General features: G+C 45.6%; 21 protein-coding genes. 7 read left to right on the top strand and 14 right to left on the bottom strand.

Going from position 1 to position 23959, the window contains the following annotated elements; translation table 11 throughout:
* Positions 1-37: 37 nt before the first annotated feature.
* Positions 38-2296, bottom strand: a complete 2259-nt coding sequence (gene pflB, locus HF638_RS21390; RefSeq protein ID WP_169481986.1) for a formate C-acetyltransferase — start codon at positions 2294-2296, stop codon at positions 38-40.
* A gap of 636 nt (positions 2297-2932) precedes the next feature.
* On the bottom strand, positions 2933-5545 hold the full coding sequence (gene adhE, locus HF638_RS21385; protein ID WP_169481985.1) for a bifunctional acetaldehyde-CoA/alcohol dehydrogenase: 2613 nt from the start codon (positions 5543-5545) through the stop codon (positions 2933-2935).
* 432 nt (positions 5546-5977) lie between these two features.
* Here adhE and HF638_RS21380 point away from each other — a divergent pair, with 432 nt between their 5' ends.
* Positions 5978-6694: a Crp/Fnr family transcriptional regulator gene (locus HF638_RS21380; RefSeq protein ID WP_169481984.1), complete on the top strand. Its 717-nt coding sequence runs from the start codon at positions 5978-5980 to the stop codon at positions 6692-6694.
* Between the two features lie 94 nt (positions 6695-6788).
* On the opposite strand, the gene HF638_RS21375 is transcribed toward HF638_RS21380, so the two are convergent.
* The 6 genes from HF638_RS21375 to HF638_RS21350 all read right to left on the bottom strand — a co-directional run bounded on the left by HF638_RS21375 (position 6789) and on the right by HF638_RS21350 (position 12305).
* Positions 6789-7502: a hypothetical protein gene (locus HF638_RS21375; protein ID WP_139331953.1), complete on the bottom strand. Its 714-nt coding sequence runs from the start codon at positions 7500-7502 to the stop codon at positions 6789-6791.
* A gap of 196 nt (positions 7503-7698) precedes the next feature.
* Complete coding sequence (locus HF638_RS21370) at positions 7699-8430, bottom strand: hypothetical protein (protein ID WP_169481983.1); 732 nt, start codon at positions 8428-8430, stop codon at positions 7699-7701.
* Between the two features lie 193 nt (positions 8431-8623).
* The gene (locus HF638_RS21365; RefSeq protein WP_076333333.1) at positions 8624-8920 is read right to left on the bottom strand and encodes a winged helix-turn-helix transcriptional regulator; all 297 of its coding nucleotides are present in this window, start codon (positions 8918-8920) and stop codon (positions 8624-8626) included.
* Positions 8921-9264: 344 nt separating this feature from the next.
* Positions 9265-9993 (bottom strand): ThuA domain-containing protein, encoded by a 729-nt coding sequence (locus HF638_RS21360; RefSeq protein WP_017687549.1) that lies wholly within the window; start codon positions 9991-9993, stop codon positions 9265-9267.
* Between the two features lie 24 nt (positions 9994-10017).
* Complete coding sequence (locus HF638_RS21355) at positions 10018-10986, bottom strand: sugar phosphate isomerase/epimerase family protein (protein WP_062835305.1); 969 nt, start codon at positions 10984-10986, stop codon at positions 10018-10020.
* 206 nt (positions 10987-11192) lie between these two features.
* The gene (locus HF638_RS21350; RefSeq protein ID WP_169481982.1) at positions 11193-12305 is read right to left on the bottom strand and encodes a Gfo/Idh/MocA family oxidoreductase; all 1113 of its coding nucleotides are present in this window, start codon (positions 12303-12305) and stop codon (positions 11193-11195) included.
* Positions 12306-12492: 187 nt separating this feature from the next.
* On the opposite strand from HF638_RS21350, the gene HF638_RS21345 reads away from it, so the two are divergent.
* Positions 12493-13311: an AraC family transcriptional regulator gene (locus tag HF638_RS21345; RefSeq protein WP_169481981.1), complete on the top strand. Its 819-nt coding sequence runs from the start codon at positions 12493-12495 to the stop codon at positions 13309-13311.
* Between the two features lie 25 nt (positions 13312-13336).
* On the opposite strand, the gene HF638_RS21340 is transcribed toward HF638_RS21345, so the two are convergent.
* The gene (locus HF638_RS21340; protein ID WP_169481980.1) at positions 13337-13651 is read right to left on the bottom strand and encodes a hypothetical protein; all 315 of its coding nucleotides are present in this window, start codon (positions 13649-13651) and stop codon (positions 13337-13339) included.
* 32 nt (positions 13652-13683) lie between these two features.
* Positions 13684-14622: a Gfo/Idh/MocA family protein gene (locus HF638_RS21335; protein ID WP_169481979.1), complete on the bottom strand. Its 939-nt coding sequence runs from the start codon at positions 14620-14622 to the stop codon at positions 13684-13686.
* Positions 14623-14821: 199 nt separating this feature from the next.
* On the opposite strand from HF638_RS21335, the gene HF638_RS21330 reads away from it, so the two are divergent.
* The gene (locus tag HF638_RS21330; RefSeq protein ID WP_169481978.1) at positions 14822-15433 is read left to right on the top strand and encodes a TVP38/TMEM64 family protein; all 612 of its coding nucleotides are present in this window, start codon (positions 14822-14824) and stop codon (positions 15431-15433) included.
* A 181-nt stretch (positions 15434-15614) separates the two neighbouring features.
* Positions 15615-16577, top strand: a complete 963-nt coding sequence (gene msrA / locus HF638_RS21325) for a peptide-methionine (S)-S-oxide reductase MsrA (protein WP_169481977.1) — start codon at positions 15615-15617, stop codon at positions 16575-16577.
* A 104-nt stretch (positions 16578-16681) separates the two neighbouring features.
* Here msrA and HF638_RS21320 read toward each other — a convergent pair whose 3' ends face one another.
* The 3 genes from HF638_RS21320 to HF638_RS21310 form a co-directional block, all read right to left on the bottom strand.
* A complete protein-coding gene (locus tag HF638_RS21320) occupies positions 16682-17920 on the bottom strand; it encodes an MFS transporter (protein WP_169481976.1) in 1239 nt (412 codons plus the stop codon).
* A gap of 82 nt (positions 17921-18002) precedes the next feature.
* Positions 18003-18611, bottom strand: a complete 609-nt coding sequence (locus tag HF638_RS21315) for a TetR/AcrR family transcriptional regulator (RefSeq protein WP_169481975.1) — start codon at positions 18609-18611, stop codon at positions 18003-18005.
* A gap of 133 nt (positions 18612-18744) precedes the next feature.
* Entirely contained in the window at positions 18745-19545 is an 801-nt protein-coding gene (locus HF638_RS21310) for a lipid II flippase Amj family protein (protein WP_169481974.1), read from the bottom strand.
* Positions 19546-19935: 390 nt separating this feature from the next.
* Between HF638_RS21310 and HF638_RS21305 the strand changes: the two genes are divergently transcribed.
* Positions 19936-20406 (top strand): DUF2188 domain-containing protein, encoded by a 471-nt coding sequence (locus HF638_RS21305; protein WP_169481973.1) that lies wholly within the window; start codon positions 19936-19938, stop codon positions 20404-20406.
* A gap of 125 nt (positions 20407-20531) precedes the next feature.
* Here the strand turns inward: HF638_RS21305 and HF638_RS21300 are convergent, their stop codons facing one another.
* Positions 20532-21266, bottom strand: coding sequence for a YitT family protein (locus HF638_RS21300; protein WP_169481972.1), 735 nt, complete (start codon positions 21264-21266; stop codon positions 20532-20534).
* A 949-nt stretch (positions 21267-22215) separates the two neighbouring features.
* Between HF638_RS21300 and HF638_RS21295 the strand changes: the two genes are divergently transcribed.
* Both HF638_RS21295 and HF638_RS21290 read left to right on the top strand, forming a co-directional pair.
* Positions 22216-23253, top strand: a complete 1038-nt coding sequence (locus HF638_RS21295) for a nucleotide-binding protein (protein WP_169481971.1) — start codon at positions 22216-22218, stop codon at positions 23251-23253.
* Complete coding sequence (locus HF638_RS21290; protein ID WP_017687536.1) at positions 23250-23483, top strand: hypothetical protein; 234 nt, start codon at positions 23250-23252, stop codon at positions 23481-23483. The genes HF638_RS21295 and HF638_RS21290 overlap by 4 nt, the downstream gene beginning before the upstream one ends.
* Positions 23484-23959 lie beyond the last annotated feature (476 nt).

Raw genomic sequence — 23959 nt, 5'->3', positions numbered from 1 at the left:
AATGCCTTGCTCTAGCGGTCTTCTACTTGCAAATTACTTACATCGAGCCATGGAACGTACGGTTGATGACATCCAACTGTTGTTCACGAGTCAATTTAATAAAGTTAACCGCATATCCGGATACCCGTACAGTCAGTTGCGGATAGTTTTCCGGGTGATCCATCGCATCAATCAATTGTTGACGATCAAATACGTTAACGTTCAGGTGATGAGCATTTTGACCGAAGTAACCATCCATCATGGCAGTCAGATTGGATTTACGTGTAGTCTCCTCTTTACCCAATGCTTTTGGCACGATGGAGAAGGTATTGGAAATACCGTCAAGACTGTGTTCATAAGGCAATTTGGCTACAGAGCCAAGGGATGCTAGTGCACCTTTTTTATCACGACCATGCATTGGGTTCGCACCTGGAGCAAATGGTTCACCTGCTTTACGACCATCCGGTGTAGTCCCTGTTTTCTTACCATATACCACGTTGGATGTGATCGTCAGCACAGATTGCGTTGGCACTGCGTTACGGTAAGCTTTGTGCTTGCGAATCATACCCATGAAGTTCTCAACCAGTTCAACAGCAATGCTGTCTACGCTGTCTTCATTGTTACCGTAACAAGGGAAGTCTCCTTCGATTTCGAAGTCAACAGCGATGCCTTGTTCGTTACGGATTGGTTTTACTTTGGCATATTTGATCGCACTCAGTGAGTCGGCTGTAACCGACAGACCAGCGATACCGCAAGCCATCGTACGTACAATGTCACGGTCATGCAATGCCATTTCGATACGCTCATAACTGTATTTATCGTGCATGTAGTGAATGACGTTGAGGGTGTTCATATACAGCTTCGCGAGCCACTCCATCATTGGTTTGAAGCGTTTCATAACCTCATTGTAATCCAGCACGTCGCTAGTAATGGCAGGATACTCAGGTCCAACTTGTGCTCCGGATTTCTCATCACGACCACCGTTGATCGCATACAAGAGAGCTTTCGCCAGGTTGGCACGAGCGCCGAAGAATTGCATTTGTTTCCCGATCTTCATCGCCGATACACAGCAAGCAATACCGTAATCGTCACCGTAGATCGGACGCATCAGATCATCATTCTCATACTGGATTGAACTGGTTTCGATGGAAACTTTGCTGCAATAATCTTTGAAAGCTTCCGGAAGTTTCGTGGACCAGAGAACAGTCAAGTTCGGTTCTGGTGCAGGTCCCAGGTTGTGCAGCGTATGCAGGAAACGGAAGCTGTTTTTGGTTACACGTGTTTCACCATTCACAGACATACCACCGATGGACTCGGTTACCCATGTTGGATCTCCACTGAACAGTTCGTTGTAATCCGGTGTACGCAGGAATTTAACAATACGCAGTTTCATGACGAAATGATCAACCAATTCCTGAGCCTGTTCTTCAGATAGAATGCCTTCTTGCAGGTCACGTTCAATGTAGATGTCCAGGAAGGAAGATACACGTCCCAAGGACATCGCAGCACCATTCTGTTCTTTGATCGCAGCGAGATAACCGAAGTACAACCATTGGAACGCTTCTTTCGCTGTAGTCGCTGGTAAGGAAATATCGAACCCGTGCATATCGCCCAATTGCTTCAATTCTTGCAATGCACGAATCTGCTCAGACAATTCTTCCCGTAGACGAATGACATCTTCATCAATGACATCAACTTCGAGTGCATTCAATTCACCTTTTTTGTTACGAATCAGGAAGTCTACCCCGTACAGAGCTACACGACGATAGTCACCGATGATCCGTCCACGGCCGTAAGCATCTGGCAGACCTGTGATGATTCCTGCTTTACGTGCTGCACGCATGTCGGAAGTATAAGCATCGAAAACCCCTTGGTTATGCGTTTTGCGAATGTTTGTAAATATATCAATGACGCCTTGTGGCATCTCAAAGCCATATGCCTCACATGCGTCAATCATCATGCGAATTCCGCCTGTTGGTTGAATGGAGCGTTTGAACGGAGCATCGGTCTGAACGCCGACAATCTGCTCTTTGGATTGATCCAGATAACCTGGTTGGTGAGAAACAATAGTTCCTGGTGTGTTCACGTCAACGTCAAGTACACCGCCGTTATCACGTTCTTTTTTGGTCAGATCAGATACGATCTCCCACAATTCTTTGGTATTCTGAGTTGCACCTGCGAGGAACGCTTCATCGCCGTAATACGGAGACAAGTTGTGTGCCAGAAAATCATTCACATCTACGGATTTGGTCCATGTTCCTTTGGTAAAGTTTCTCCAGCCTGTTTGTTGTTTGACATCTTTTTCAATCACCGACATCGTAATCCCTCCACTAATTTGGATTTCTGGACACATAACATATTGCTTCATTCGTATCATTGTGTGCCCAGAGCCGCGATTAATGTGAATTGTTTCACATAAACCGGAACATGTTCTCTCTACTTGGGAACCGGAACCGCGGGATGAATGTTTTTCTTACATTTTCAGTATACGACTTGGCGCTTTCATCATCTGTGATTTTTATCACAAAGTCAGTGAACTAACTCACTCCCCTTGCGCTGTGTCCCATTGAAATTGAAACTTTACACAGGATCACTGCGTGGCAGAACAACCTTCCAATCGCTGTTATCCCCAGATTTTTTTGATTCCCTTTTGAAAAGGGAAAATCCGGGGATAAAGGCGACCGCTTCGCTTTTTCAGGTTATTTCTGCCCCTCCGTTGTCGTGTAAAGGGTTCGTTCAAACGGCCACATCACGGATTCCGTGTAACCTCTTTAGAACCGACCATTGCTCCTCTATGCTCGGAGCAAACCAAAACTTAAAATACTCCTGAAAAACAGATGCTCGCTCTTCTGTTTTTCCGCCCTCTCGTTATTGTGTGAAAGACGGCAATCGGGGCTCCCCTCTCGGGGAACCCTGATCTTCTTGCCGTAAGGCACGCTTCGTTCTAAATTCGTTATTCAAACTTTCCGTAGAAAGCGTTGCGGTATACATCAGCCAGTTCAGTTACCAGCGGCAACTTCGGATTGGCGGTTGTACATTGGTCTTCGAAGGCACGGTCAGCCAGATAATCTACATGTGCTTCAAAGTCTTTGGCATCGAATCCGATTTCTTGGAACGATTCTTCAATGCCCAATGTTTTGTTCAGGTTACGGATGGCATTGATAAGACTGGTTACGCCTTCTTCTGTCGTGCGAGCAGGCAATCCCAAGATACGGGCAATTTCGGCATACCGCTCATCCGCTACAAAGTGCGAATATTTCGGGAACGATGCAAATTTGGTCGGTTTTTTCGCGTTGTAACGAATGACGTGTGGCATCAGAATGGCATTAGTGCGTCCGTGTGCGGTGTGATACTGACCGCCCCATTTGTGCGCCAAGCTGTGGTTAATGCCCAGGAATGCGTTGGCAAACGCCATACCGGCAATCGTTGAAGCATTATGCATTTTCTCACGTGCCAGTTTGTCGCCTTGCAGCGCCGATTGCTCCAGGTATTGGAACACCAGTTGGATTGCTTTGATCGCAAGTCCATCTGTGTAATCATTTGCCATAACAGACACATATGCTTCAATCGCATGAGTCAGTACGTCCATACCTGTATCCGCAACCGCCGTTTTAGGCAGGGAGTATACGAATTCCGGATCGACAATCGCTACGTCTGGTGTCAGCTCATAGTCAGCCAATGGATATTTGGTGTTACCTTGATTTTTATCTGTAATAACAGCGAACGATGTCACTTCAGAACCTGTACCCGATGTTGTTGGGATCGCTACAAATTTCGCTTTTACACCGAGACGTGGATATTTGTAGATCCGTTTGCGGATATCCATGAATTTCTGTTTCAGGTCATTGAAGTCCGTGTCCGGATATTCATAGAACAACCACATGGCTTTGGCAGCATCCATCGGTGATCCACCGCCAAGTGCGATAATGCAGTCCGGTTGGAAACGGCGCATCATTTCTGTTCCGCGATCTACCGTCGTTGTGGACGGATCTGGCTCTACATCGGAGAATACTTCGATCGCTACCGGCATTTGACGTTGACGCAGATAGTGCTCTACTTTTTCCACATAACCAAGTTTCACCATCATCGCATCTGTAATAATTGCCACACGTGTGATATCAGGCATTTTGGCAAGATACTGTGTTGCCCCTTTTTCGAAATAGACTTTGTTCGGCACTTTGAACCATTGCATATTCACGGTACGGCGAGCCACCCTTTTCACATTGATTAAGTTCACAGCGGTTACGTTGGAAGAAGTCGAGTTACGTCCGTATGATCCGCATCCCAGTGTCAATGACGGCATGTTCGTGTTGTAGATATCCCCGATGGCACCGTGTGTGGATGGTGAATTCACAATAATCCGTCCGGTTTGCAGACGATCTGCGAATTTGCCGATCACTTCTTCATTCGTTGAGTGGATAACCGAGGAGTGACCCATGCCGCCAAAAGCAACCACTTCTGCCGCACGCTCAATGCCCTCTGCTGCCGTTTTGACTTTGTAACAAGCCAGTACCGGGCTTAATTTCTCAGCCGACAAAGGGAATTTTGTACCTACCCCTTCAATCTCGGCCACGAGAATTTTGGTGCCTGCTGGAACTTCAATACCGCACAACTTCGCAATGCTCACCGCAGATTGACCAACAATCGCCGGGTTCACCGCACATTTCTCGGCATTAATCGCTCCTGCTGTCAATTTTACTGCTTCATCTTTGTTAACAAAGTAACAGCCGTTCGCAATCATTTTTTTCTTCACTTGATCGAAGATCGGTTCTTCAATAATTACTGCTTGCTCGGAAGCACAGATCATGCCGTTGTCGAAAGACTTCGACAAGATCAAATCCGTAACTGCCTGATTGATATCCGCGCTTTTCTCGATAAAGCAAGGTACGTTACCCGGTCCTACGCCCAGTGCAGGTTTACCACAGCTGTACGCTGCACGTACCATGCCTGATCCGCCTGTTGCCAGAATGAGAGCCACATCATTGTGATTCATCAGTTCGTTCGTACGATCCATGGAAGGATCATCAATCCACTGAATACAATCTGCTGGTGCACCATGTTTCACAGCTGCTTCCAGTAGGATTTTAGCAGCTTCCCGGCTACAATTCTGTGCAGATGGGTGGAAACCGAAGATGATTGGGTTACGCGTCTTGATGGAGATCAGTGCTTTAAACATCGTCGTTGATGTTGGATTGGTCACTGGTGTGATTCCCATGATGATGCCGACCGGCTCCGCAATTTTCTGGAAGCTCTCATATTCGTTATCTTCAATCACACCTACGGTTTTGTCATACTTGATGCTGTGGTACACATATTCTGTTGCAAATATATTTTTGGTGATTTTATCCTCATACACTCCGCGGCCTGTTTCTTCTACGGCCATTTTGGCGAGCATCATGTGTTTATCCAGACCCGCAAGCGCCATTGCTTGCACAATCCGGTCAATCTGCTTCTGGTCCATCTTCATAAATGCGGCGTGTGCTTTATTCGCTTTGTCGATTAACGTTTGAATATACTGACCTGCTGTCGGTTCTTTTGCTGGGGCGACTTCGTTCTTTACAGCCATCTCCCTCATCCTCCTAAAGGTTCGTATTAGTTTGTCTCTCTCGTTTACATTCACATCGTACCATAGCCAAAAACGTAATCATGTGATTTTTTTCACAAAGTATAACAAATTTAAATTTAGTTTTGTAATGTCCGCTAACAAGTTGATTTCCACTTCCTATAATAAGTGTTGTACTATCGAACACATCCTTCCCCAATAAAAGTGAATTTAATCACAATGTTTGAAATTTCGCCATTTTTGATGCCTTCCCATGCCCCCTAAAAGGTAAGTTTAGGTATATACTGAACTTAAAAATTGAACCACCGCAATTTGTACCGTCCTTCCTCCCGGCCGAGATGACCCTGATCAGGACGGCAACGGTTTGCGGCGAACCTCGGAGGCTACTGCAAGTTACAGAAGGTCGTCCGATGGACATAAAGGGGAGATAGACTTATGAGAGAACTAACGACTGTACTGGAAAAGCGCGGCAATACCAATTGTTTCTCGGAAGCGAATTTCAACCATCTGCTGGTTACCATGAAAGATAGAACCTATCCTGAAGGTACCCATCTGTACTGGGAAGGAGACGTCTCCGACAAACTTTATTATATGAAACGGGGTCGTGCCCAGATCACCAAATCAACTGATGAAGGCAAGGAACTGATCATGTACATGTATCAGTCCGGTGATATGATTGGTCAGGCCGATCCCTTCTTCGGCTCCAAACACAGCTTTTCAGCGGAAGTACTGGAAGACAGTGAGATTGGTGTACTGGAGCACAAAGACCTGGAAATGCTGATATGCCAGCATTGTGACTTTGCGATCGACTTTATGAAATGGATGGGCATCCACCACCGGTTGACACAGACCAAGTTCAGGGACCTCATGTTATATGGCAAACCAGGTGCGCTCTGTTCTACTCTCATTCGGTTGTCGAATTCGTATGGTGAACCTCACGGAGAGCATGTCATTATACACAAAAAAATTACCCACACGGATCTGTCCAACATGATTGGAGCCACCCGTGAAAGTGTAAACCGCATGTTAAGCGATCTGCGCAAGAAAGATGGCATAGAATATGATAATGGCATGATCGTCATCAAAGATCTGAAGATGCTGCAAGGCATCTGTCACTGCGAACTTTGCCCGAACGAGATCTGTCGTATTTAATGTTTGATTATGCTAATAAGATGTGGCTTGCAAAACAATTCATTCAATGAAAAAAAGCCCAGTTCTCTGCATAGAGAGTGGGCTTCTTTGTATGCTAGGATGCATTGGTCAATTCAAGCTTTACCGCATCACGTGGATTCAATTTCATATCCAAACCATTTTCCATTAATTCCTTATCGTTCACCATAATGACCCACCGCTGATTCATGCGGGGCGTAACATTCTCGACAGAAACGACAAACTTGTTGTTCTCCGACATTCTAACAATCCCGCTGGACTTCAAAACATCGCGAACTGTACATTCCTGGACATAGACGCCAGCATATTGACGATTAAGAGTTGGCATAATGTTTCCACCGCTCACCTTGAGTAACGTTGTCTGATATGCAACGCCATCCCCCCCACTGTCAGCGGCTTTCACGTAAATGATCACTTCATCTTTGGCATGAAGCTCCATGTCCCAATCTTCCTGTTCAATATCCTTGCCATTCAACTTCACAGCCCAGCTCAGCGAAGAATCCAGAGAAACTTCACCCACGGATTGGATCCGCTTGCCATCTGCTGTAAAATCAACGAGTCCGCTATTAAGTAATGCTTTTTTGAGTGTCAAACCCTCACTAAAATCTCGCTTAATGGACTTCGTTGCATCAGGCAAAAACGTACTGCCATCTACAGCCACTGTAATCGTATTCGCTGTTTCCGTCTCTTTGACAATTGGCTGCTCTGAAGGTTGCGTCTCACTACATCCCGCCAAGATCGCCAGAATGAGCAAACATACACCTATGTAACCGGGGATTTTCTTCTTCATGTAGGTAACACCACCCTGCGTAAAATCATTCACCCTGTTGTCCATAACCTCTATTATGGCACAACACTCAACAAAAAAAAGTGTCAAAGCCGTTACTTTTATGGCACGTGCCCTCTAGACAGGGCTTGTACAACAAAGAGAGCCTGCACACAGGCTCCCAATCTAAATCATTTTTACGTTCTTATTGGTTACGTTGTTATTGGACACAAGCCTGCATGTATGTCCGTCCTCCATCTCCATCTTTCAGATATGGATTGAGTCCGAAGAACTGTTCCTCCGATACATATACGCCTGTCAGCAATCGGCCTTCAAGCAATCCACCATCCACCTGTACGCAGCATGAAGGTGCGTCTACATACTCCTGGTATAACGGAATCTGACCATATTGTTGATGTATCTTGAACACCTTCCCTTGCTCATGCAAAGGGCGTTCCGAGAAATAGGTAGGCACAATATAACGGGCAATGACATCCAGTTCCTGCACGCTATAGAAGGGTTCATCACCGAGCCACGGTGCAAACATTCGAATCTTCTCATATTGAGACCAGACAACCGCCTGAATCAGCATTTCTGCTTGAGCCAACCGACCTTCTCCCACATCCAGAACCAATCGCTTTCCATGGATGGTTTCCTCCATATGAGACATCGCCGAATCAGGTTGTCTCAGTTCACATCCGATACACTTCCAGCCTCTGGACGTTTGAATCCATTTTTGCAGCACCGCCGGAGCTAATTTCGGACCATCGCTGTTCACAGAATGCGTGTTCACTTCGGCAAAATCATCTTTAACCGAACGCGAATATGCTGTGCGCTTAAACAACTCCGCAGCTTTTTTGTAGATTAGATGTACCTGAATGGATGCGCTCTCAAGTTCTGCAATATCTTTCTTGCCGTAGCGTACTTCACGGGATAAGCTTTCTTCTCTCATGACAAGTGGGCCTCCTTCGCTCCGGCCGTCTGTGGCCATTTTCTATAGATTATACTACAACTCATGACAACATGTGCACAGCCCAAGAGAAAAACGTAGTATCACGTTTTACTTAAGACAAAAACCCCTGATTTCTACAGAAATCAGGAGTCTATGTCATTCATACAACGAAGTGGATGATGTTGCTTATACGCTAGTCAACCCACTTCTCAGCCCAGTCCTGAATTTGATTCATAACAGGCTGGAGCGCTCTACCTTTGTCCGTCAGTTCATATTCAATACGAACTGGCGTCTCGGGATAGACGTGACGAACCAGAATACCTTCACTCTCCAGATCCTTCATCCGTTCGGACAACATCTTGTCACTCATGGACGGAATCAAATTGGAGATATCCTTGAATCGCTTCGAACCACTCATCAACGTTTGAATAATTAAACCATTCCAGCGCTTGCCCAAAAACGAAAACGCCGTCTCAAAACGCGGACACATCCGCAAGTCTTGACCTTCCACATTAATCACCTCTTTAGAGATCACTCAACTTACATTTTGTTAGTATATTTCATAATAACATATTTAAGCTTCAAAGAAAACGCCTGCAACTAAAAAGTTTAAATTTTAGAAGCATAACATCCAAAATGGATCATACATCCCAGTATACATTACACGCTGCGTCGTAACCATGGGAAATATCGTATAACTTCCCCATAGTACTATCTTACCCAAAAAGAACCCAACTGCCACAGTCATCATTGACTTGGAGAAGGGTTCCTTCGTATCCATTATCAGTCTAAGTTTAACTAAAGAATATTTTACACTAGCACTCCGACGGATAATTAAACCAGCACGCCACCAAATGGTCTTACAGGTTCGCTCTTGCCGAATTCCGGCTTAAAGCTACGGGCAGGATATGCCCATTTCACAGCGTTGCTGATCACTCTTAATATTTCCGGTTTGTAATAGGTCGGATATGTCTCATGACCTGGTCGGAAATAGAAGATTTTACCTTCACCACGCCGGAACGTGCATCCGCTCCGGAATACTTCACCACCCTGGAAGTTGCTTACAAACACCAGTTCATCCGGTACTGGAATATCGAAGAACTCCCCGTACATCTCTTCTTTTTCCAATACAATCTTGCCTTCGATGCCATCCGCAATAGGATGAGATGGGTTAACGCACCATACAATTTCCTGCTCGTCTGCTACACGCCACTTCAGATCGCAGCTTGTTCCCATCAGTGCTTTGAATGGTTTAGAGAAATGACCTGAATGAAGCACAATCATTCCCATGCCGTTCAGAACTCGCTGCGCGACCTTCTGTGAGATCTCATCGCTTACGCGATCATGTGCCATGTGTCCCCACCATATGAGCACATCCGTGGAATTCAGCACTTCATCACTTAATCCGTGTTCAGGCTGATCCAGTGTAGCTGTACGAATAGCAAAGCCTTCGCCGCCAAGTCCGTCAGCCAGCGCTCGATGCAGACCATCCGGGTAGACTTCCCTTACTTCATCGTGAATTTTCTCATGGACAAATTCATTCCAAATGGTGACGTTGATCATATTCAATTTCCCCCTAGTGTAGCTCTAAACCCACCACATATCGCCCAGCGGCTCTTCAATCAATACTTGCTGGAGATTTTGCACGGCTTTAGAGAATCCTTCTTCAACCGACATCAGACCGTCCTCGTGTTCAATACTTACCACATAATCATATCCGACCAGACGCAAGGCACTCATAATATCTGCCCAAGTCTTGTTATCATGTCCATAACCAACCGAGCGGAACTGCCAAGCCCGATCCAGCATATTAGTATAATCCTGCATATCCGTTACACCGTGTTTATTCACGTTGATCGGATCAATCGTTGTATCTTTTGCATGGAAGTGATGGATCGCTCCTTCACGTCCCAAAATGTGAATCGCCTGCACCGGATCAATGCCTTGCCACCACATGTGACTTGGGTCCAGATTGGCTCCGATCACTTCACCTGCTGCTTCACGCAGTCTCAGCAACGTTGCTGGTGTATGAACCGAGAATCCACCATGCAGCTCCAATCCAACTTTTACGTTACGATCTGCTGCAAATTTACCCCACTCTGTCCAGTAAGGGATAACTTTGTTCTCCCACTGCCACTTCAGGATCTCCTGGAAGTCATTCGGCCATGGTGCAACAGGCCAGTTCGGATATTTGGCATCCTCATGGTCTCCCGGACAACCGGAGAATGTATTCACTACAGGTACTTCCAGCTTCTCAGCCAGTTCTACCGTTTTAACAAAATCATCGTGAAATCCTTTGGCAATATCCTTTTGCGGATGTAGCGGGTTACCGTGACAGCTAAGTGCGCTGATCGTCAAACCGCGTGATTCCACTGCATTTTTGAAGTTTTTCAGTGCTGTAGGATTGCTTAACAATTCATCCGGCTTACAATGTGCATTGCCTGGATGTCCACCTGTTCCGATTTCTACTGCTTTTAATCCCTTGGATGCTACATAATCAAGAGCATCCTCCAATTTACGTCCTCCGAATAGTACCAAAAATACGCCGAGTTTCAAGTGCGATTCCTCCCTGGATTAGATATCGTATGATTGCTGAATTCATGAATATTGAACTGTATACAATTACCGTTCAGATCACATGCCTGTTTGATTAGTGTGGAAAATCGAGAGTGTTTCTATCCTGAAATTGAACGTAAGAATACTGGTTATTCTGCCTTCACTCGTAAGAGCATCAAGCTTCTTCGAACACTTGGTACTCCGAGCTAGTGCGATTCCACGGTTTCAATTTCAGTTTGAACTGAGCGAGTTACTGCAAAAGAATCATAGCTGCTCTCCAGATGTACGTGCTTGCCTTCAAGTGAAGAACGCTGGAATGAATGCATGGCTTCCAATACGTGATAAGCAAGCTTGCCACTGGCTTTGTGTTCTCTTCCGGCACGAATGGATTCGACCATTTCCGTTACGCCGATGCCTCGTTCGTTTTGTCCACTTTCGAAGACTGGTTTGACCGTCTCCCAAGTGTCTTGACCGTATCTGCGAACCTTCACTTCCCCGTTAAAATAATTGGGGTCCGGTACACTAAGCGTACCTTCTGTACCATAGATTTCAATACGTGGCAGATCCGAAGCTCCGCGAATATCGAAACTGGTGATCATGGTTGCAATGGCACCTTCTGCAAAATCAATGGTTCCTGCCAAGTGAGTAGGCGTCTCTACTTGCAGTGCTGTACCTTCCTTCGGCCCAGAGCCAATCTTGCGATCTGCAATCTGTATCCCTGCCGAGGCACTGATTCTGCGTATCGGTCCAAGCAGCGTAATCAGAGCGGTCAGGTAGTAAGGTCCCATATCAAACATCGGTCCGCCACCTGCAACATAAAAGAACTCCGGATTAGGATGCCAAGCTTCTGGTCCTCCACCCATGAAGAATGAAGTCGCTGCAACCGGCTTACCAATCAGCCCATCCTCAATGGCTTTACGAGCTGTTTGGATGCCTGAACCAAGGAAGGTATCCGGTGCAGAACCAACATACAACCCCTTTTCCTCAGCCAGCTCAACAACCTTGCGACCATCCTCAAGAGATATCGCCAGCGGCTTCTCGGCATACACATGTTTGCCTGCTTCGAGTGCTGCCAGATCGGTTATGGCATGACTGCCAGGAACCGTAAGGTTCAACACGAGTTCAATTTCGCTATTTTGCAGCAACTCATCTACATTGTAAACGTTTGCGATATTAAATTCATCTGCCCGTTCCTGAGCGCGTTCACGAATCAAATCCGCAACAGCCACGACTTCAATGTTCGGATTGTTTTTGAGATTTTCCAAGTAGATGGCACTGATGTTACCGCACCCGATGATGCCTGCTTTCATTTTCTCCACTGTGATGTTCATCTCCTTACGCATGGTGAAACCGCGTTTGAATGGTTGATATACATATGTTTGTTGGATGTTTCCTGTTCCTTGAATCTAATACTATGGTATTCCGTTTCCGCTTCAATTAAAATGAATAATATGATTGAAACATGAACTATCTGGTCATAATTTTCAAATTGCAAGGAGTATGCCCATGCCGACAGATCATTCCTGCCAAGTTCTTACAGCAGGCTTTTCATTTCATCGTAAACCCTACGCTATGGTGCAGCCTGAAGGGGTGAAGAACTACCTGTTAAGACTGCAAACAGACGGACGCTGCCGTTCACGTATTGACGGGGACATGTCCCTGGTGGATGCGGGCGATCTGCTTCTTTTTGATCCTGATGAGCCTTATGAGCTGAGAATAGACAATGAAATCAATCCGATGGGAGAACGACTGGTGGAAAGTGGCGACTATCACATCTTCTTCAATGGTTCATGGGTGGATGAGTGGTGGAAGCGTCACAAACGGCCAACCCGGATCAAAGTTGAACTGACTGAAAGTCTGTTAGTGCTGTTTCGACAGCTCGTGCTGGAGCAACGCCGCATTTCCAATCCTTATCCGGAAATTTCAAGTTATTATATGCGGATTTTATGTCTCGAAGTGGATCGTCTACTGTCGGAGCATCCGACGATAACCAACACCAATTATGTGGCTTATGAGATTAAGAACTACATTGAAGAAAACGCTTCCTCATTGTTCAAGCTGGATGATGTGGCAACACATATTGGTATCAGTGTCTCACGGGGGGTTCATCTCTTCAAAGAAGCGTTTGGCAAAAGCATCATGCAATACACGCTTGACGTACGGTTGAATATGGCCAGGGAACGGATTATTTTCAGTCCAATGACCTTGGAGCAAGTATCTGAGTCTTCCGGCTTCAACAACTATACCTATTTCCATCGGGTATTCCGTTCCCGGTTCGGCATGTCGCCGAAGGAATTCCGCGTCATTCACCGGGAACAGATGTAATCATACCAGTATACGTAAGTTGAACTTATTTGCGCCCGGCTATGGCCTCAGATACAACCATCGCCAGATCTTCATTGCCAAACATGGACAATACGCCAAGTACCGTATCATCCGGGATCTCGCCGGCTTCCTCCTTGGAAACAATCAGCTTCTGCACCTGTTGCAAACGCTCGTTGCTTTGCTGATTCGGGTAGGCTTGCCGGTACATCTCTTCCGGGTCCAATCCATGATTGACACACCACTGGGCAAATACGAGGATCATCATCTCTTCTTCCTGTTTATAGGTTTCTACAACAGCTTCCTCGATCTGTTTATTACGTTCCTTTTCATATTCATCCATGACTTGTATTCCTCCGTATGTGTATTCTGCAACTATTTGCGGATTAATTGTTCAGCTAGCTCATGGCTGTCCATGACATGACTTGCACTGATCAGGCAATCATCAGGCGAGTCCAGACAAGCCAGGAAATGATCGACGGCTCCGCTAAAACCTCTGCGTGCTAACACAGTGTCCCAGCTCCCGAACGTTTCTTTGGTTTCCAGACTCCCCTGTTCCATGTAGCTGATCGTGTCCATGTTCACGACTTCAACAGATCGTCCACCACCATGCAATTCGACCTCCTCCAGATCTGCCCCAGCTTCACGCACCATATCGAATCGACCGTAGGCTGTTCTGCCCAGTTTGGCCGTTCCGGTTGCATGCAGCAGTCTGTCCAGATCATTCTTCCGAATCCATTGATGAAGCAGCTCCACATTGTGATCCGAGTACCACATCATTAGATCCAGCATATGGATGAGATCATCATAAATGGTTTCTGCCGCAGGACGATCCTGAATGCCTGTACGATGTTTGGTCACTGTCAGGGATTCAAAACCTTTTCCATCCTGCATCCATTCTTTCGCTTTTTGGTACATCGGTGCGAATCTGCGATTGAAGCCCACTGCCAGTAACAGACCTTGTGCCTCGGCAAAAGCCGTCATCTCTTCCGACTCCCGAAGCGTATAGGATAACGGCTTATCTACATAAACGGCCAATCCCTGTTCCAGACATTGCATGACAATGTCAAAGTGCGCTTCTGTTGCTGTATGTACAAACACCGCATCCAGGTCCCAGGACAACAGTTCTTTCAGATCCGTTGTTCCCCGTTCTAATCTATACGCCTCCCGAACGGCTTTGACCGGCTCCGGAGATCGGTTCATAATCCCCACAATCTCCACGTTCGGATGAGCGGTCAACAGCGGCAAATACACTTTACGTGCAATACCGCCGAGGCCGATAATTGCAATTCGTTTACGTTTGGTTGTTTCCATTATGATCATTCCACCTTCAGTTCGGTTCTATATTTCCACGTCCTATAGTGTAACCCTTCGGACAGCAACTTGCCAGTGATTGCAGCAGACTTCGCTCGAATTGTTCAGACAATGGGCGAACGTGGTAAACTTATGAGGAACAGCAGTACAGATTGGGACACGACTAGACCTGCCTGATCTGAAAGGAGCGTTTGGAATTTTGCGAAAATGGTTATGGCTTCTGTTATATGTTTTACTTGCAGGAGTCACGTTTATTTACAGATATGAACTGCTGGCCTGGACCGATCTCTATCAGTCCATCCCGCTATTACTCGCCATGGCAATATTGTTTGCTCTTGTGCCTGTAATTCCTTATAAGTTTGTTATTATCGCCTTTGGTTACAGTTACGGTACCACAACGGCAGCCTGGATATGCTGGCTTGGCACAACACTTGCTGCCATGCTCGTCTATGGCGGAGCAAGAACCATCTTCAGACATCAGGCGAGATCGTACCTCGAACGTATCCGGGGTCTAAACCGTTTTACCACATGGATGGAAGCACATCCGTTCATGGGTGTCATGTCAATGCGACTGTTGCCGATCGTGCCTCAGATGGCCGTTAATATCTATGCAGGTATAACGTACACACCATTCTGGGTCTTCATGGTTGCCACGGCCATTGGCAAAATGCCAGCGATTTTTGTTTTTGCCTATGCAGGTGCACAGGCTGAAACCTCCATCTGGCTGAGCCTGGGGATCCTTGCCGGATATCTGGTGCTCATGGCCATTGTATTGCTCTTATTTCGCTTTCGGTCACGCAACAAAGCCTGAATTCAGAATTCGCAAACCGTTCAGATTCAGCTTGTTTTCATTCCGGCTTGGTTGGCTTGCCAATTCAGGATATAATAGAAGAGCAAGCCTAACGCTTGTGTAACAAGTTTTAATAAAACGGTAGATTGCTGGAGCTCGAACACGAGCGCTAGATCTTCATCAGAAATGGAGTGACTATAGCATGGAACAACATTCAAGTGAGTTAGCAACTTTTGCAGGCGGATGCTTCTGGTGTATGGTATCCCCCTTTGAAGAACTGCCCGGTATTCATAAGATCGTATCGGGTTATACAGGAGGACATACCGAGAATCCAACATATGAAGAGGTCTGCTCGGAGACAACAGGACATGTAGAGGCTGTGCAAATTACGTTCGACCCTGCCATCTTCCCTTATAAGAAACTGGTTGAACTGTTCTGGCAGCAGATTGATCCTACGGATACAGGCGGGCAATTCCATGACCGTGGATCTTCCTATCAGACGGCCATCTTCTATCACAGCGAAGAGCAGCGCGAGATTGCGGAAGCTTCCAAAGCCGAGCTGGGACAAAGCGGACGTTTTGACAAACCGATCTTCACGCCGATCTTGCCAGCAAAACCGTTCTATGAAGCGGAAGAACATCACCAAAATTATCACCGGAAGAACCCTGCCCACTACAAACGCTACAGCAAAGGTTCTGGACGTGTAGATTTCATCGAACGCAACTGGTCCGGCAACGTGGACAAAGATGGACTGAAAGAGCGCCTGACGCCGATTCAATATGAAGTTACACAGAACAGCGCGACAGAGCCTGCGTTCCACAACGAATTCTGGGATCACCACGGTGACGGTATCTATGTGGACATCGTATCTGGTGAGCCATTGTTCAGTTCTACCGACAAATACGATTCCGGCTGCGGCTGGCCGAGCTTCACACGTCCATTACGAGACTACAACGTGAAGGAAAAAACCGATCTCAGCCACTTCATGATTCGTACCGAAGTGAGAAGTCGTGAGGGCGATTCCCATCTGGGTCACCTGTTCAACGATGGTCCTGCCGAAGCAGGTGGAATGCGTTATTGCATCAACTCTGCGGCACTTCGTTTTGTACCCAAAGAAGACATGCAAAAAGAAGGATACGGCGAGTACACCGTCCTTTTCCAATAAGTTTTAATACAAATACAAAAAAGCAGTGGGATGATCCCGCTGCTTTTTTTGTTGTACGTTCTTGTTTTAATAGACGAACTATTGTTGCACCAGAATGCATTTGATTAGGTTTGGCTCGAAGTGATTTCTGAAGAAATTAATGTACCGGCAGGAGCAATCTGATCATTACGAAATTGAATTCGCATCGCTGGAATGATACCCAGGATCATTACGATAACCGAAATGGCATAGACGATAAAAATGGATGTGCTGTTCATCAATACACCTGCCATGGAAGATCCGAGAAGCATGGTCCCAATGAATAAGGGTGTGATGGTCCCATTAACTCTCCCAATCAAGTGCTCATCAATCCGAGTGACCAAGTACGTGGAGATGATGACGTTGATAAATGCCAAACTAATGGAGCTCAAGAAACTGATCAAAAGGGTCAGCCAGAACCAACTGGATAACACTTCCCCCATCGTGGCTACAGCCAGACACAGCACACCTACGATTAGAGTTAAAGTCTGATTCAACTTGCCACTTACAGCAGCCGCAATACCTCCTCCAATCAATAAGCCTATTCCAGATGCACCTGACAAAAACTGTAACGATGTTGCTTCAAGTCCCAGACGTTCGGTGATTAGAAATATTCCAAGTGGGCTGATGAGACCTGCCGAAAGCCCTATACAGATGAATACCAGACTAAGCATTTTTAACGAGCGAGATCGAGCAACATATTGCCAGCCCTCTTTGATATCCGCTAATAATGAGGTATTAATTTCCCGCTGAGTGGCGTCTTTAGGCAGAAATGTGAGTAGAAGCGCAGAGATGAGGAACAGAATGAGTAATGCGTACATGGATGCCTGAATTCCCATTGCAGTGTATATAAACGTTCCGACGATTGGTCCGAGAATTAAAAACAACGATTGACCACTCTGGGTAATCGCAATTGCAGACTGCAAATGTTCCCCCTTTACATTTCGCCTCACAATCTTTAGAGAGGATGGTTGAGAAAACTGGCTAACGATAGAGGATACAAACGTGGCTACGTATAGAATCTGCCAATACCCGGAAGATAAAACACCGATAATCATGACAATAGACAACGCACTCAGAATATCCCCCAGTATCATCGTACGTTTGGGATTCCAGCGATCAGCAAGTGCACCGCCTATGATGGAGAAAACAAAAATCGGGGCATATTCAAGTACGGTAATCAGCGAGACGGCTATTGGACTTCCCTGAGTTCGATCCATTACATAATAGAGGATCGCCATATTCCGGATCCATATCGCCAGATTTTGCAGCAAATCAGACCCTGTAACGATTAAAAAAGCTTTGTTTCTGAACAATGTGTTCATTCTCCATCTCCTCTTTTAAACCGACTGTCCGGTTTATTAATATTTTAAAAAGAAAAACTGACGTTACATCAGCTTTTCATGGTTAACGTTGTTGAATGCCTGCCAGCAGACCGGCCATGCCTTTGTGGTAAATACGACGAATATCCGTCAGGTCCTTCTCATAATAGAGTGTAGTCAATCCGCTAAACAGACCGTAGATAATGTGCATTACATCCTGTGGGTCATCCGGTTTTAACTCCCCATCTTCCATCCCTTTAGTAATAATGGACTCATATGTCGCATACGGAATACGGATCAGGGAAAGCATCTCATCAAGCATCTCCTGACTGACGATCTGACCTGAGACAAACTCGTTAATGGCATGATTCAGCGGGTTCGCCAAATCATCTACATAATGATCAGCAAGTCCATACAGCTTGTCTATGGCAGTGTTATACCCGGATTCTTTGTCCAGCCAAGCATCCATCCAGTCTTCATTATTAAGCTTGATTAGATACATGAATAGCTCTTCTTTGCTTTTGAAATGATAATAAATACTGCCTTTACTCCGATTGTTAATCGTACATATGTCTTCCATGGAAGTTGCACTATATCCCTTTTGGGCAAACAGTTCCTTGGTATTACGTGCAATGTCTTTCTTTATCTGGGTAACATCTTTTCTTCGTTTGACTTCGATTGGAAAAACCTCCATAAACTAAACCGACTATTCGGTCTAATAGTATCATAGCTAAAATACCCCGTCAATTCAATGTGCACAGGCACCCTCTTATTTGCCTCAGAAGATATACAAGAGAGTACCTGATTACATTTCAGGAAAGAGGCCGTCACATCATATTTACAATCCAACCAATCCAATACGCAAATGGAATTAATAACAACTGTGCCAACAGTGTGCCGAATAAACGGGATACAAGCATGCAGCCATAGATCTGATTCATGCGATCCAAACGGATCTCTCCACGTAATGATTTGTCACTGAGCAGGGAAATTCGCGGATCAATCAGGATGGTCAGCAAAATGGTGGCAATTCCGTTAATCAGCCCGGTTGATTGAGATGCAGCTACAGCCTGCCCTGGGTAAAGGTACGCTGCGTATAAGCTGGACAGGACACCTGTGGTATAGATTGCGGTTACCGCTACATTCAGCAGCATTAACCGTCTTGGCATCCCATGTTGTACCAATCGTTTGGCCATCTTCCAGGATGGCGGGGTGATGTAATACGTTGCATTTCTAATCTTGCTTCGCTTCAGCATACCGCGAACCATCGCTGGGATAGAACCAGCTGCTTCAAAATGTACAACCATTCTTGATGAGAGCTTCACCATCGTTGGAAAACATAATATCGCTAATGCCGTTCCAATTGTTGCTGCACCCATTAACCAGTGCAGCTGCGCTGCAAAGTGTGGATTGGCTCCACGTGTTGCAGTATCCACCAGATTACCTACCATTGGGCCCTGGGCCATATTCGAGGTTCGAGAAACCAACAACAAGATACCTGCCAATGAAATGGCCAGCGCGATTCTGCGGGTGCGTAATCCACCAAGACGCAGCGCGTATGACAAGCTGTCTGCAGCATGAATCAGCATGGTGAACAGCATAGGAATTGCCAGGCTAAGACTAAACATATGTATGTACTCCTTTATCTTCCTTTTGTTGAACTTATTTCTTTCATGGACAGCATTATACTCCTCTGGCTTGCAAAAGTATAGGAACGAGATCCTTTTATATAAGTTGAAATAAAGAATGTTTACACTGGACACTCCGATGACAGAACAACCTTCCGATCGCTGTTATCCCCAGATTTTTTGATTCCTTTTAGAAAGGGGTAAATCTGGGGATAAAGGCGAACACTTCGTTTCTTCAGGTTTTTTCTGTCCTCTCCGTTTCGTGTAAATGTTTATTTCAATTTATATAGATCATCGGTAAATGCACTTACGACCTCGGCTGTTCATCGTTTATCCCTCCCCTCACAGGGTAATATACAACTAATCCATTATTGTACAGGAGGGGTTCATATGCCTTGGAACAAACAGGATTATCCGGTATCCATGAAGAACCTGGAACCACGTGTTAGACATAAAGCAATTGAGATTGCCAATGCTCTGCTGGATGACGGGTATGAGGAAGGACGCTCGATTGCCATAGCGACAGCTAAGGCGGAAGAATGGGATGAAAATCATCCCGCACCGGAAAGTTCGAAATCGGACTCCACATCTTCTTCTGATAATTCCAACCGTAACAAGTCATCTTCTGCGGAGCGCCGTCATTCCGAGCCCGTCTCTTCGTCCAAAAGTCATGACAACATCCATGTGGTGCCTACCGACTCTGGCTGGGCGATCAAGGAAGAAGGAAAGTCTAGCTATCTGTCCACATTTGATACTAAGGCAGAAGCTGTAGATAAGGCCAAAGAACTGAGTAGCAAACAAAATATTCGAGCGATTATCCATAATCAGGATGGTCAGATTGCTTCTTCGATCAAGTCTTGAATGAATCGGAAAACAATAAAATCCCTTTTGCTGCTGAAGAGCAGACAAAAGGGATTTTATTTGAACTTTAACTATCAAGACCTGAATATGATGCATACAGGTTATGGTTGTTCTGAAACGTATGGTCAATGGGATACCCCTCTAGCCACCGTAGTCCGTTGTGAAACAGCAGCCGCATTAACTGCTTTGGCTGCAGCCGATGGCATCGGCAGTTTCACAGCTGAAGTCGTGATCACGGTTCCGCGAGCTGGAACACTAACGACGTACGTAATGACTTTACTGGCAATCCATACGGCCAGAATCGTATATAAAGTTTCTTTTACCGGAAGAAAGAAAAGCGACAATCCCAATACAAAAGCATCGCTGACAAAGAAAACTGTTCCCAGCTTCCATCCCTTCCAGCGGCTAACCAGCACGGCGAGAATATCGTCTCCGCCTGTCGCTCCACCGAATCGAAGCACGATCCCAGCCCCTACCCCTGTCAATATACCGGATAGAACTGCCGGAATCCACAGATTTCCGTTAAACGACAATACCAGTGTGGAGTATCGTTCAAAGCCGTCATAGAATAGGGAAAATGCACCGACGCCAAGCAATGCCTGAATCATGAATTTCCAGCCTTTGAGGAACCAAGCCAGGATCATGACCGGAATGTCCAGTAACAACATACCGATAGCAGGTGATAAACCTGTTGCGTATTTTCCGAGCAGGGCCAGACCGACAAATCCGCCCTCCGATAAATGATTCTGAAAGTTAATGTGATAATAGGCAAAAGCTAAAATAAATGTACCGAGTAGCATAATGGCGAATTTGATCGCCTCTGTTTTAACGTGTTGTAAGGTTAACGATGTTCTCTTCATTCAGGTTCCCTCGCAGTTTGTAGGTTGGTTTTTTAGACCGACCGTACCCTGCAAAAGGTAAGCCTGGAAGAAATCATCGTGTACGTCCTTCGAATATTCATTCCAATCCCCTCTTTCGCAGAGTCAGCCGTTTTTTTGAAACCGGTTGGTGTACTCTACAAGGGGCGCTATGTGTATGAGAGATCGTAACGTTTCCAGATCGTCCTTGGGGAGATTGTCCTTCGGGAACTCATGGTATCCTGATCCTTTCTGTTCTGTTGTGGTTAGCTGTGCTTAGTTAAACTGAAAAATAACTACAATGCATAAGCTTGAACATGTAATTGTACACTTACCACTTCAATTGCAGTACCCTCTTTTGATCGCTGTTATCCTCGGATTTTTGGAATTCCATTTTCCCTCTGGGGAAAATCCGGCGATAGCTTATGCTTCCGAAGCTTTCTATCAGAAAGCTTTCAGGCGAACGCTTCGCTTCTATAGATGGGTTCTGCACTCTTCGTTCCTGTGTAAATTGTAAATCCAACTTACAGCAGTTGCAAGTTCATTCAGTTTAAACACCAAAGCTAACTTGCTTGTTCTTCTATTATATAACACCAACGTGACCGGGTCTAAACAGCAGACCCCTCAAAAACGCGCATAAAGCAGCCTCTGGACTGCTCCAGCAGTCATACGACAACACCAGGATAAGCAATGCTTGCTAATGGTGCAACCTGCTCCTTTATTCTATGACCAAAGCTTCCAAAAATAACTGTCAGTCACCCAACTGTGACAAATCGGGGCCTTTTTTTATTTTCTTGCGCTTTTTAAAGGAATCATTTTCCCTTCGCACATACACTATAGCAAACGTAATCGGCTTTATTCTTTGTCCAGCTCAGACGTTTCCAGACTTACTCTGCTGTTTATGGTATAATATAACAATTGAATCCCACTACCGTTTAAGCGAGGCGGATTGATGAAAACGTTAAAGCCAAGAGTCTTTATTGGCTGCTCGCTGGAAGCTAAGCCGATTGCAGCCGCAGTACACGAAAACTTACGTTTTTCAGCCGAAGTTACCCCTTGGTATTCCGGGGTTTTTAATCCAAGCAGCTATACGATGGACGATCTGGAAACAGAAGTCCGTACGACAGACTTCGCCATTTTTATTTTTCATCCGGATGATATATCCAAAATTCGCGGGAAGTACTACGCGTCGGTCCGGGATAATACAATGCTTGAAATGGGTCTGTTTATGGGCCGTCTGGGACGAAAGCGTATTTTTTTCATTCTTCCTGAAGATATTACGGACATCAAGGACACGACCAAGGTCGAAGGATTGCGTATGCCTACAGATCTGCTGGGATTAAATCCACTTGTGTACGAAATCCGTTCTGACGGAAAGTGGGCGCCAGCCGTGTCCGTGGCATGTTCCAAAATCGCAGACAGTATTGAGGAACAGGGACGCTGGAGTGATCCAGAATTGGAGAGCATCATAGAGAAGCATAAACGTACTGAGGGAGAAGCAAGGTTACAACTGCTCAAGTTGCTGCGGTTCTTTAGGGAATTGCTGCGTACCCGCAAAGCAGATGCCAAGATGCTGGAGCGAATGAGCGATGCCCTGCGTACCGCTTTTGTCTCTCATCCTCCATTTGCCGTACGTGGCACAGCCATATACCGTACAGATGACAGTGGTTATATTGAGCAATTATGTGGTAATGTTGGAGAACCGGGAAGAAAGTATGACTTGTCCGCTAACGACGACAAACAACCGGATGATCCCAAGCGCATCCTGGTGATTGATTCTTACCGGGAGAATAAAATCAAGATCAACCTGTATGATGATTACCTTGAGAAAGAGTATCTGCTATGCTATCCTGTAGCCAAGAGGTATGTAATCACCGTTCACATTATTGGACATATTGAAGCGGATGAGGCGGTATTTCAGCAGATTGACCTAGAGAATCGTCAACTGTTCAACGCCATCAACGATTTGTTAGGAGGCGAACCGGAATGAAACCGGAAACGAAAAAAATAAGCAAGCGCTGGGGCAGCGAAAAAAAGGTACGCCTCAGTTCTGCGCCCGAATCATCACGACCGGTTCCGGAACCCAAGGAAGAAGATCGTTTCCACAAGCCGGCCGTGCCGCTAACGACCATTGGGCCCTCCCTGAAGGGCAAGGAAAGACCCTATAAGGTCATCCTTGAAAAAGAGGCGTTCTACGAAAAGCCTCAATATCTTGCTTAATTTCTGAACACATCATCAAGCCTGCCGCTGAATCGGCAGTATTTCATAGGCCCCGCCGCCCAAGGCAGGGGCTTTTTTGTTGCTCATTTTTCGTCAAAAATAAGGTAGTAGCTTCTTCTCGTTAACTTGGCGTCATCGTGTTGCGGGAAGTCATCCTGATTCGTTATTGTAATTCATAGCTCTATTTCATTGCTTGTAATTACTTCTGTAGCAGACTGTATTGCATAAAGGTTCATTTGTTTATGGCCTTAGGTTTCCTGCAAAACCCATAAATTATACCTAATTTTGGAGTGGGCTTGTCCTGTTTGTTGCTTTCAAAAAACTTTAGAAAACGAGGAATGCTCGTAACAGCTCGGGTCTTTCCTACTACTTGCTATTTTCAATTATAATATAAGAACATATGTTCTGTAAATAAAAAAAAGAAAAATATACTTTTCTAAAATTCATTTTTGAAAAAATATTTTAACCTATAAGAA

Origin of the sequence: Paenibacillus sp. SZ31 (assembly GCF_012912005.1) — a bacterium.
Classification (GTDB): domain Bacteria; phylum Bacillota; class Bacilli; order Paenibacillales; family Paenibacillaceae; genus Paenibacillus.
Note: the sequence above shows the minus strand (reverse complement) of the source record. Positions and strands in the feature narration are given on the sequence as shown.

Coding starts and splice junctions, on each gene's coding strand:
- adhE (WP_169481985.1), bottom strand. CDS start 5,545: ATGGCTGTAAAGAACGAAGTCGCCCCAGCAAAAGAACCGACAGCAGGT.
- HF638_RS21320 (WP_169481976.1), bottom strand. CDS start 17,920: ATGAACACATTGTTCAGAAACAAAGCTTTTTTAATCGTTACAGGGTCT.
- HF638_RS21295 (WP_169481971.1), top strand. CDS start 22,216: ATGAAAACGTTAAAGCCAAGAGTCTTTATTGGCTGCTCGCTGGAAGCT.
- pflB (WP_169481986.1), bottom strand. CDS start 2,296: ATGTCGGTGATTGAAAAAGATGTCAAACAACAAACAGGCTGGAGAAAC.
- HF638_RS21290 (WP_017687536.1), top strand. CDS start 23,250: ATGAAACCGGAAACGAAAAAAATAAGCAAGCGCTGGGGCAGCGAAAAA.
- HF638_RS21305 (WP_169481973.1), top strand. CDS start 19,936: ATGCCTTGGAACAAACAGGATTATCCGGTATCCATGAAGAACCTGGAA.
- HF638_RS21375 (WP_139331953.1), bottom strand. CDS start 7,502: ATGAAGAAGAAAATCCCCGGTTACATAGGTGTATGTTTGCTCATTCTG.
- HF638_RS21345 (WP_169481981.1), top strand. CDS start 12,493: ATGCCGACAGATCATTCCTGCCAAGTTCTTACAGCAGGCTTTTCATTT.
- HF638_RS21370 (WP_169481983.1), bottom strand. CDS start 8,430: ATGAGAGAAGAAAGCTTATCCCGTGAAGTACGCTACGGCAAGAAAGAT.
- HF638_RS21380 (WP_169481984.1), top strand. CDS start 5,978: ATGAGAGAACTAACGACTGTACTGGAAAAGCGCGGCAATACCAATTGT.
- HF638_RS21365 (WP_076333333.1), bottom strand. CDS start 8,920: ATGTGTCCGCGTTTTGAGACGGCGTTTTCGTTTTTGGGCAAGCGCTGG.
- msrA (WP_169481977.1), top strand. CDS start 15,615: ATGGAACAACATTCAAGTGAGTTAGCAACTTTTGCAGGCGGATGCTTC.
- HF638_RS21360 (WP_017687549.1), bottom strand. CDS start 9,993: ATGATCAACGTCACCATTTGGAATGAATTTGTCCATGAGAAAATTCAC.
- HF638_RS21315 (WP_169481975.1), bottom strand. CDS start 18,611: ATGGAGGTTTTTCCAATCGAAGTCAAACGAAGAAAAGATGTTACCCAG.
- HF638_RS21310 (WP_169481974.1), bottom strand. CDS start 19,545: ATGTTTAGTCTTAGCCTGGCAATTCCTATGCTGTTCACCATGCTGATT.
- HF638_RS21335 (WP_169481979.1), bottom strand. CDS start 14,622: ATGGAAACAACCAAACGTAAACGAATTGCAATTATCGGCCTCGGCGGT.
- HF638_RS21340 (WP_169481980.1), bottom strand. CDS start 13,651: ATGGATGAATATGAAAAGGAACGTAATAAACAGATCGAGGAAGCTGTT.
- HF638_RS21300 (WP_169481972.1), bottom strand. CDS start 21,266: ATGAAGAGAACATCGTTAACCTTACAACACGTTAAAACAGAGGCGATC.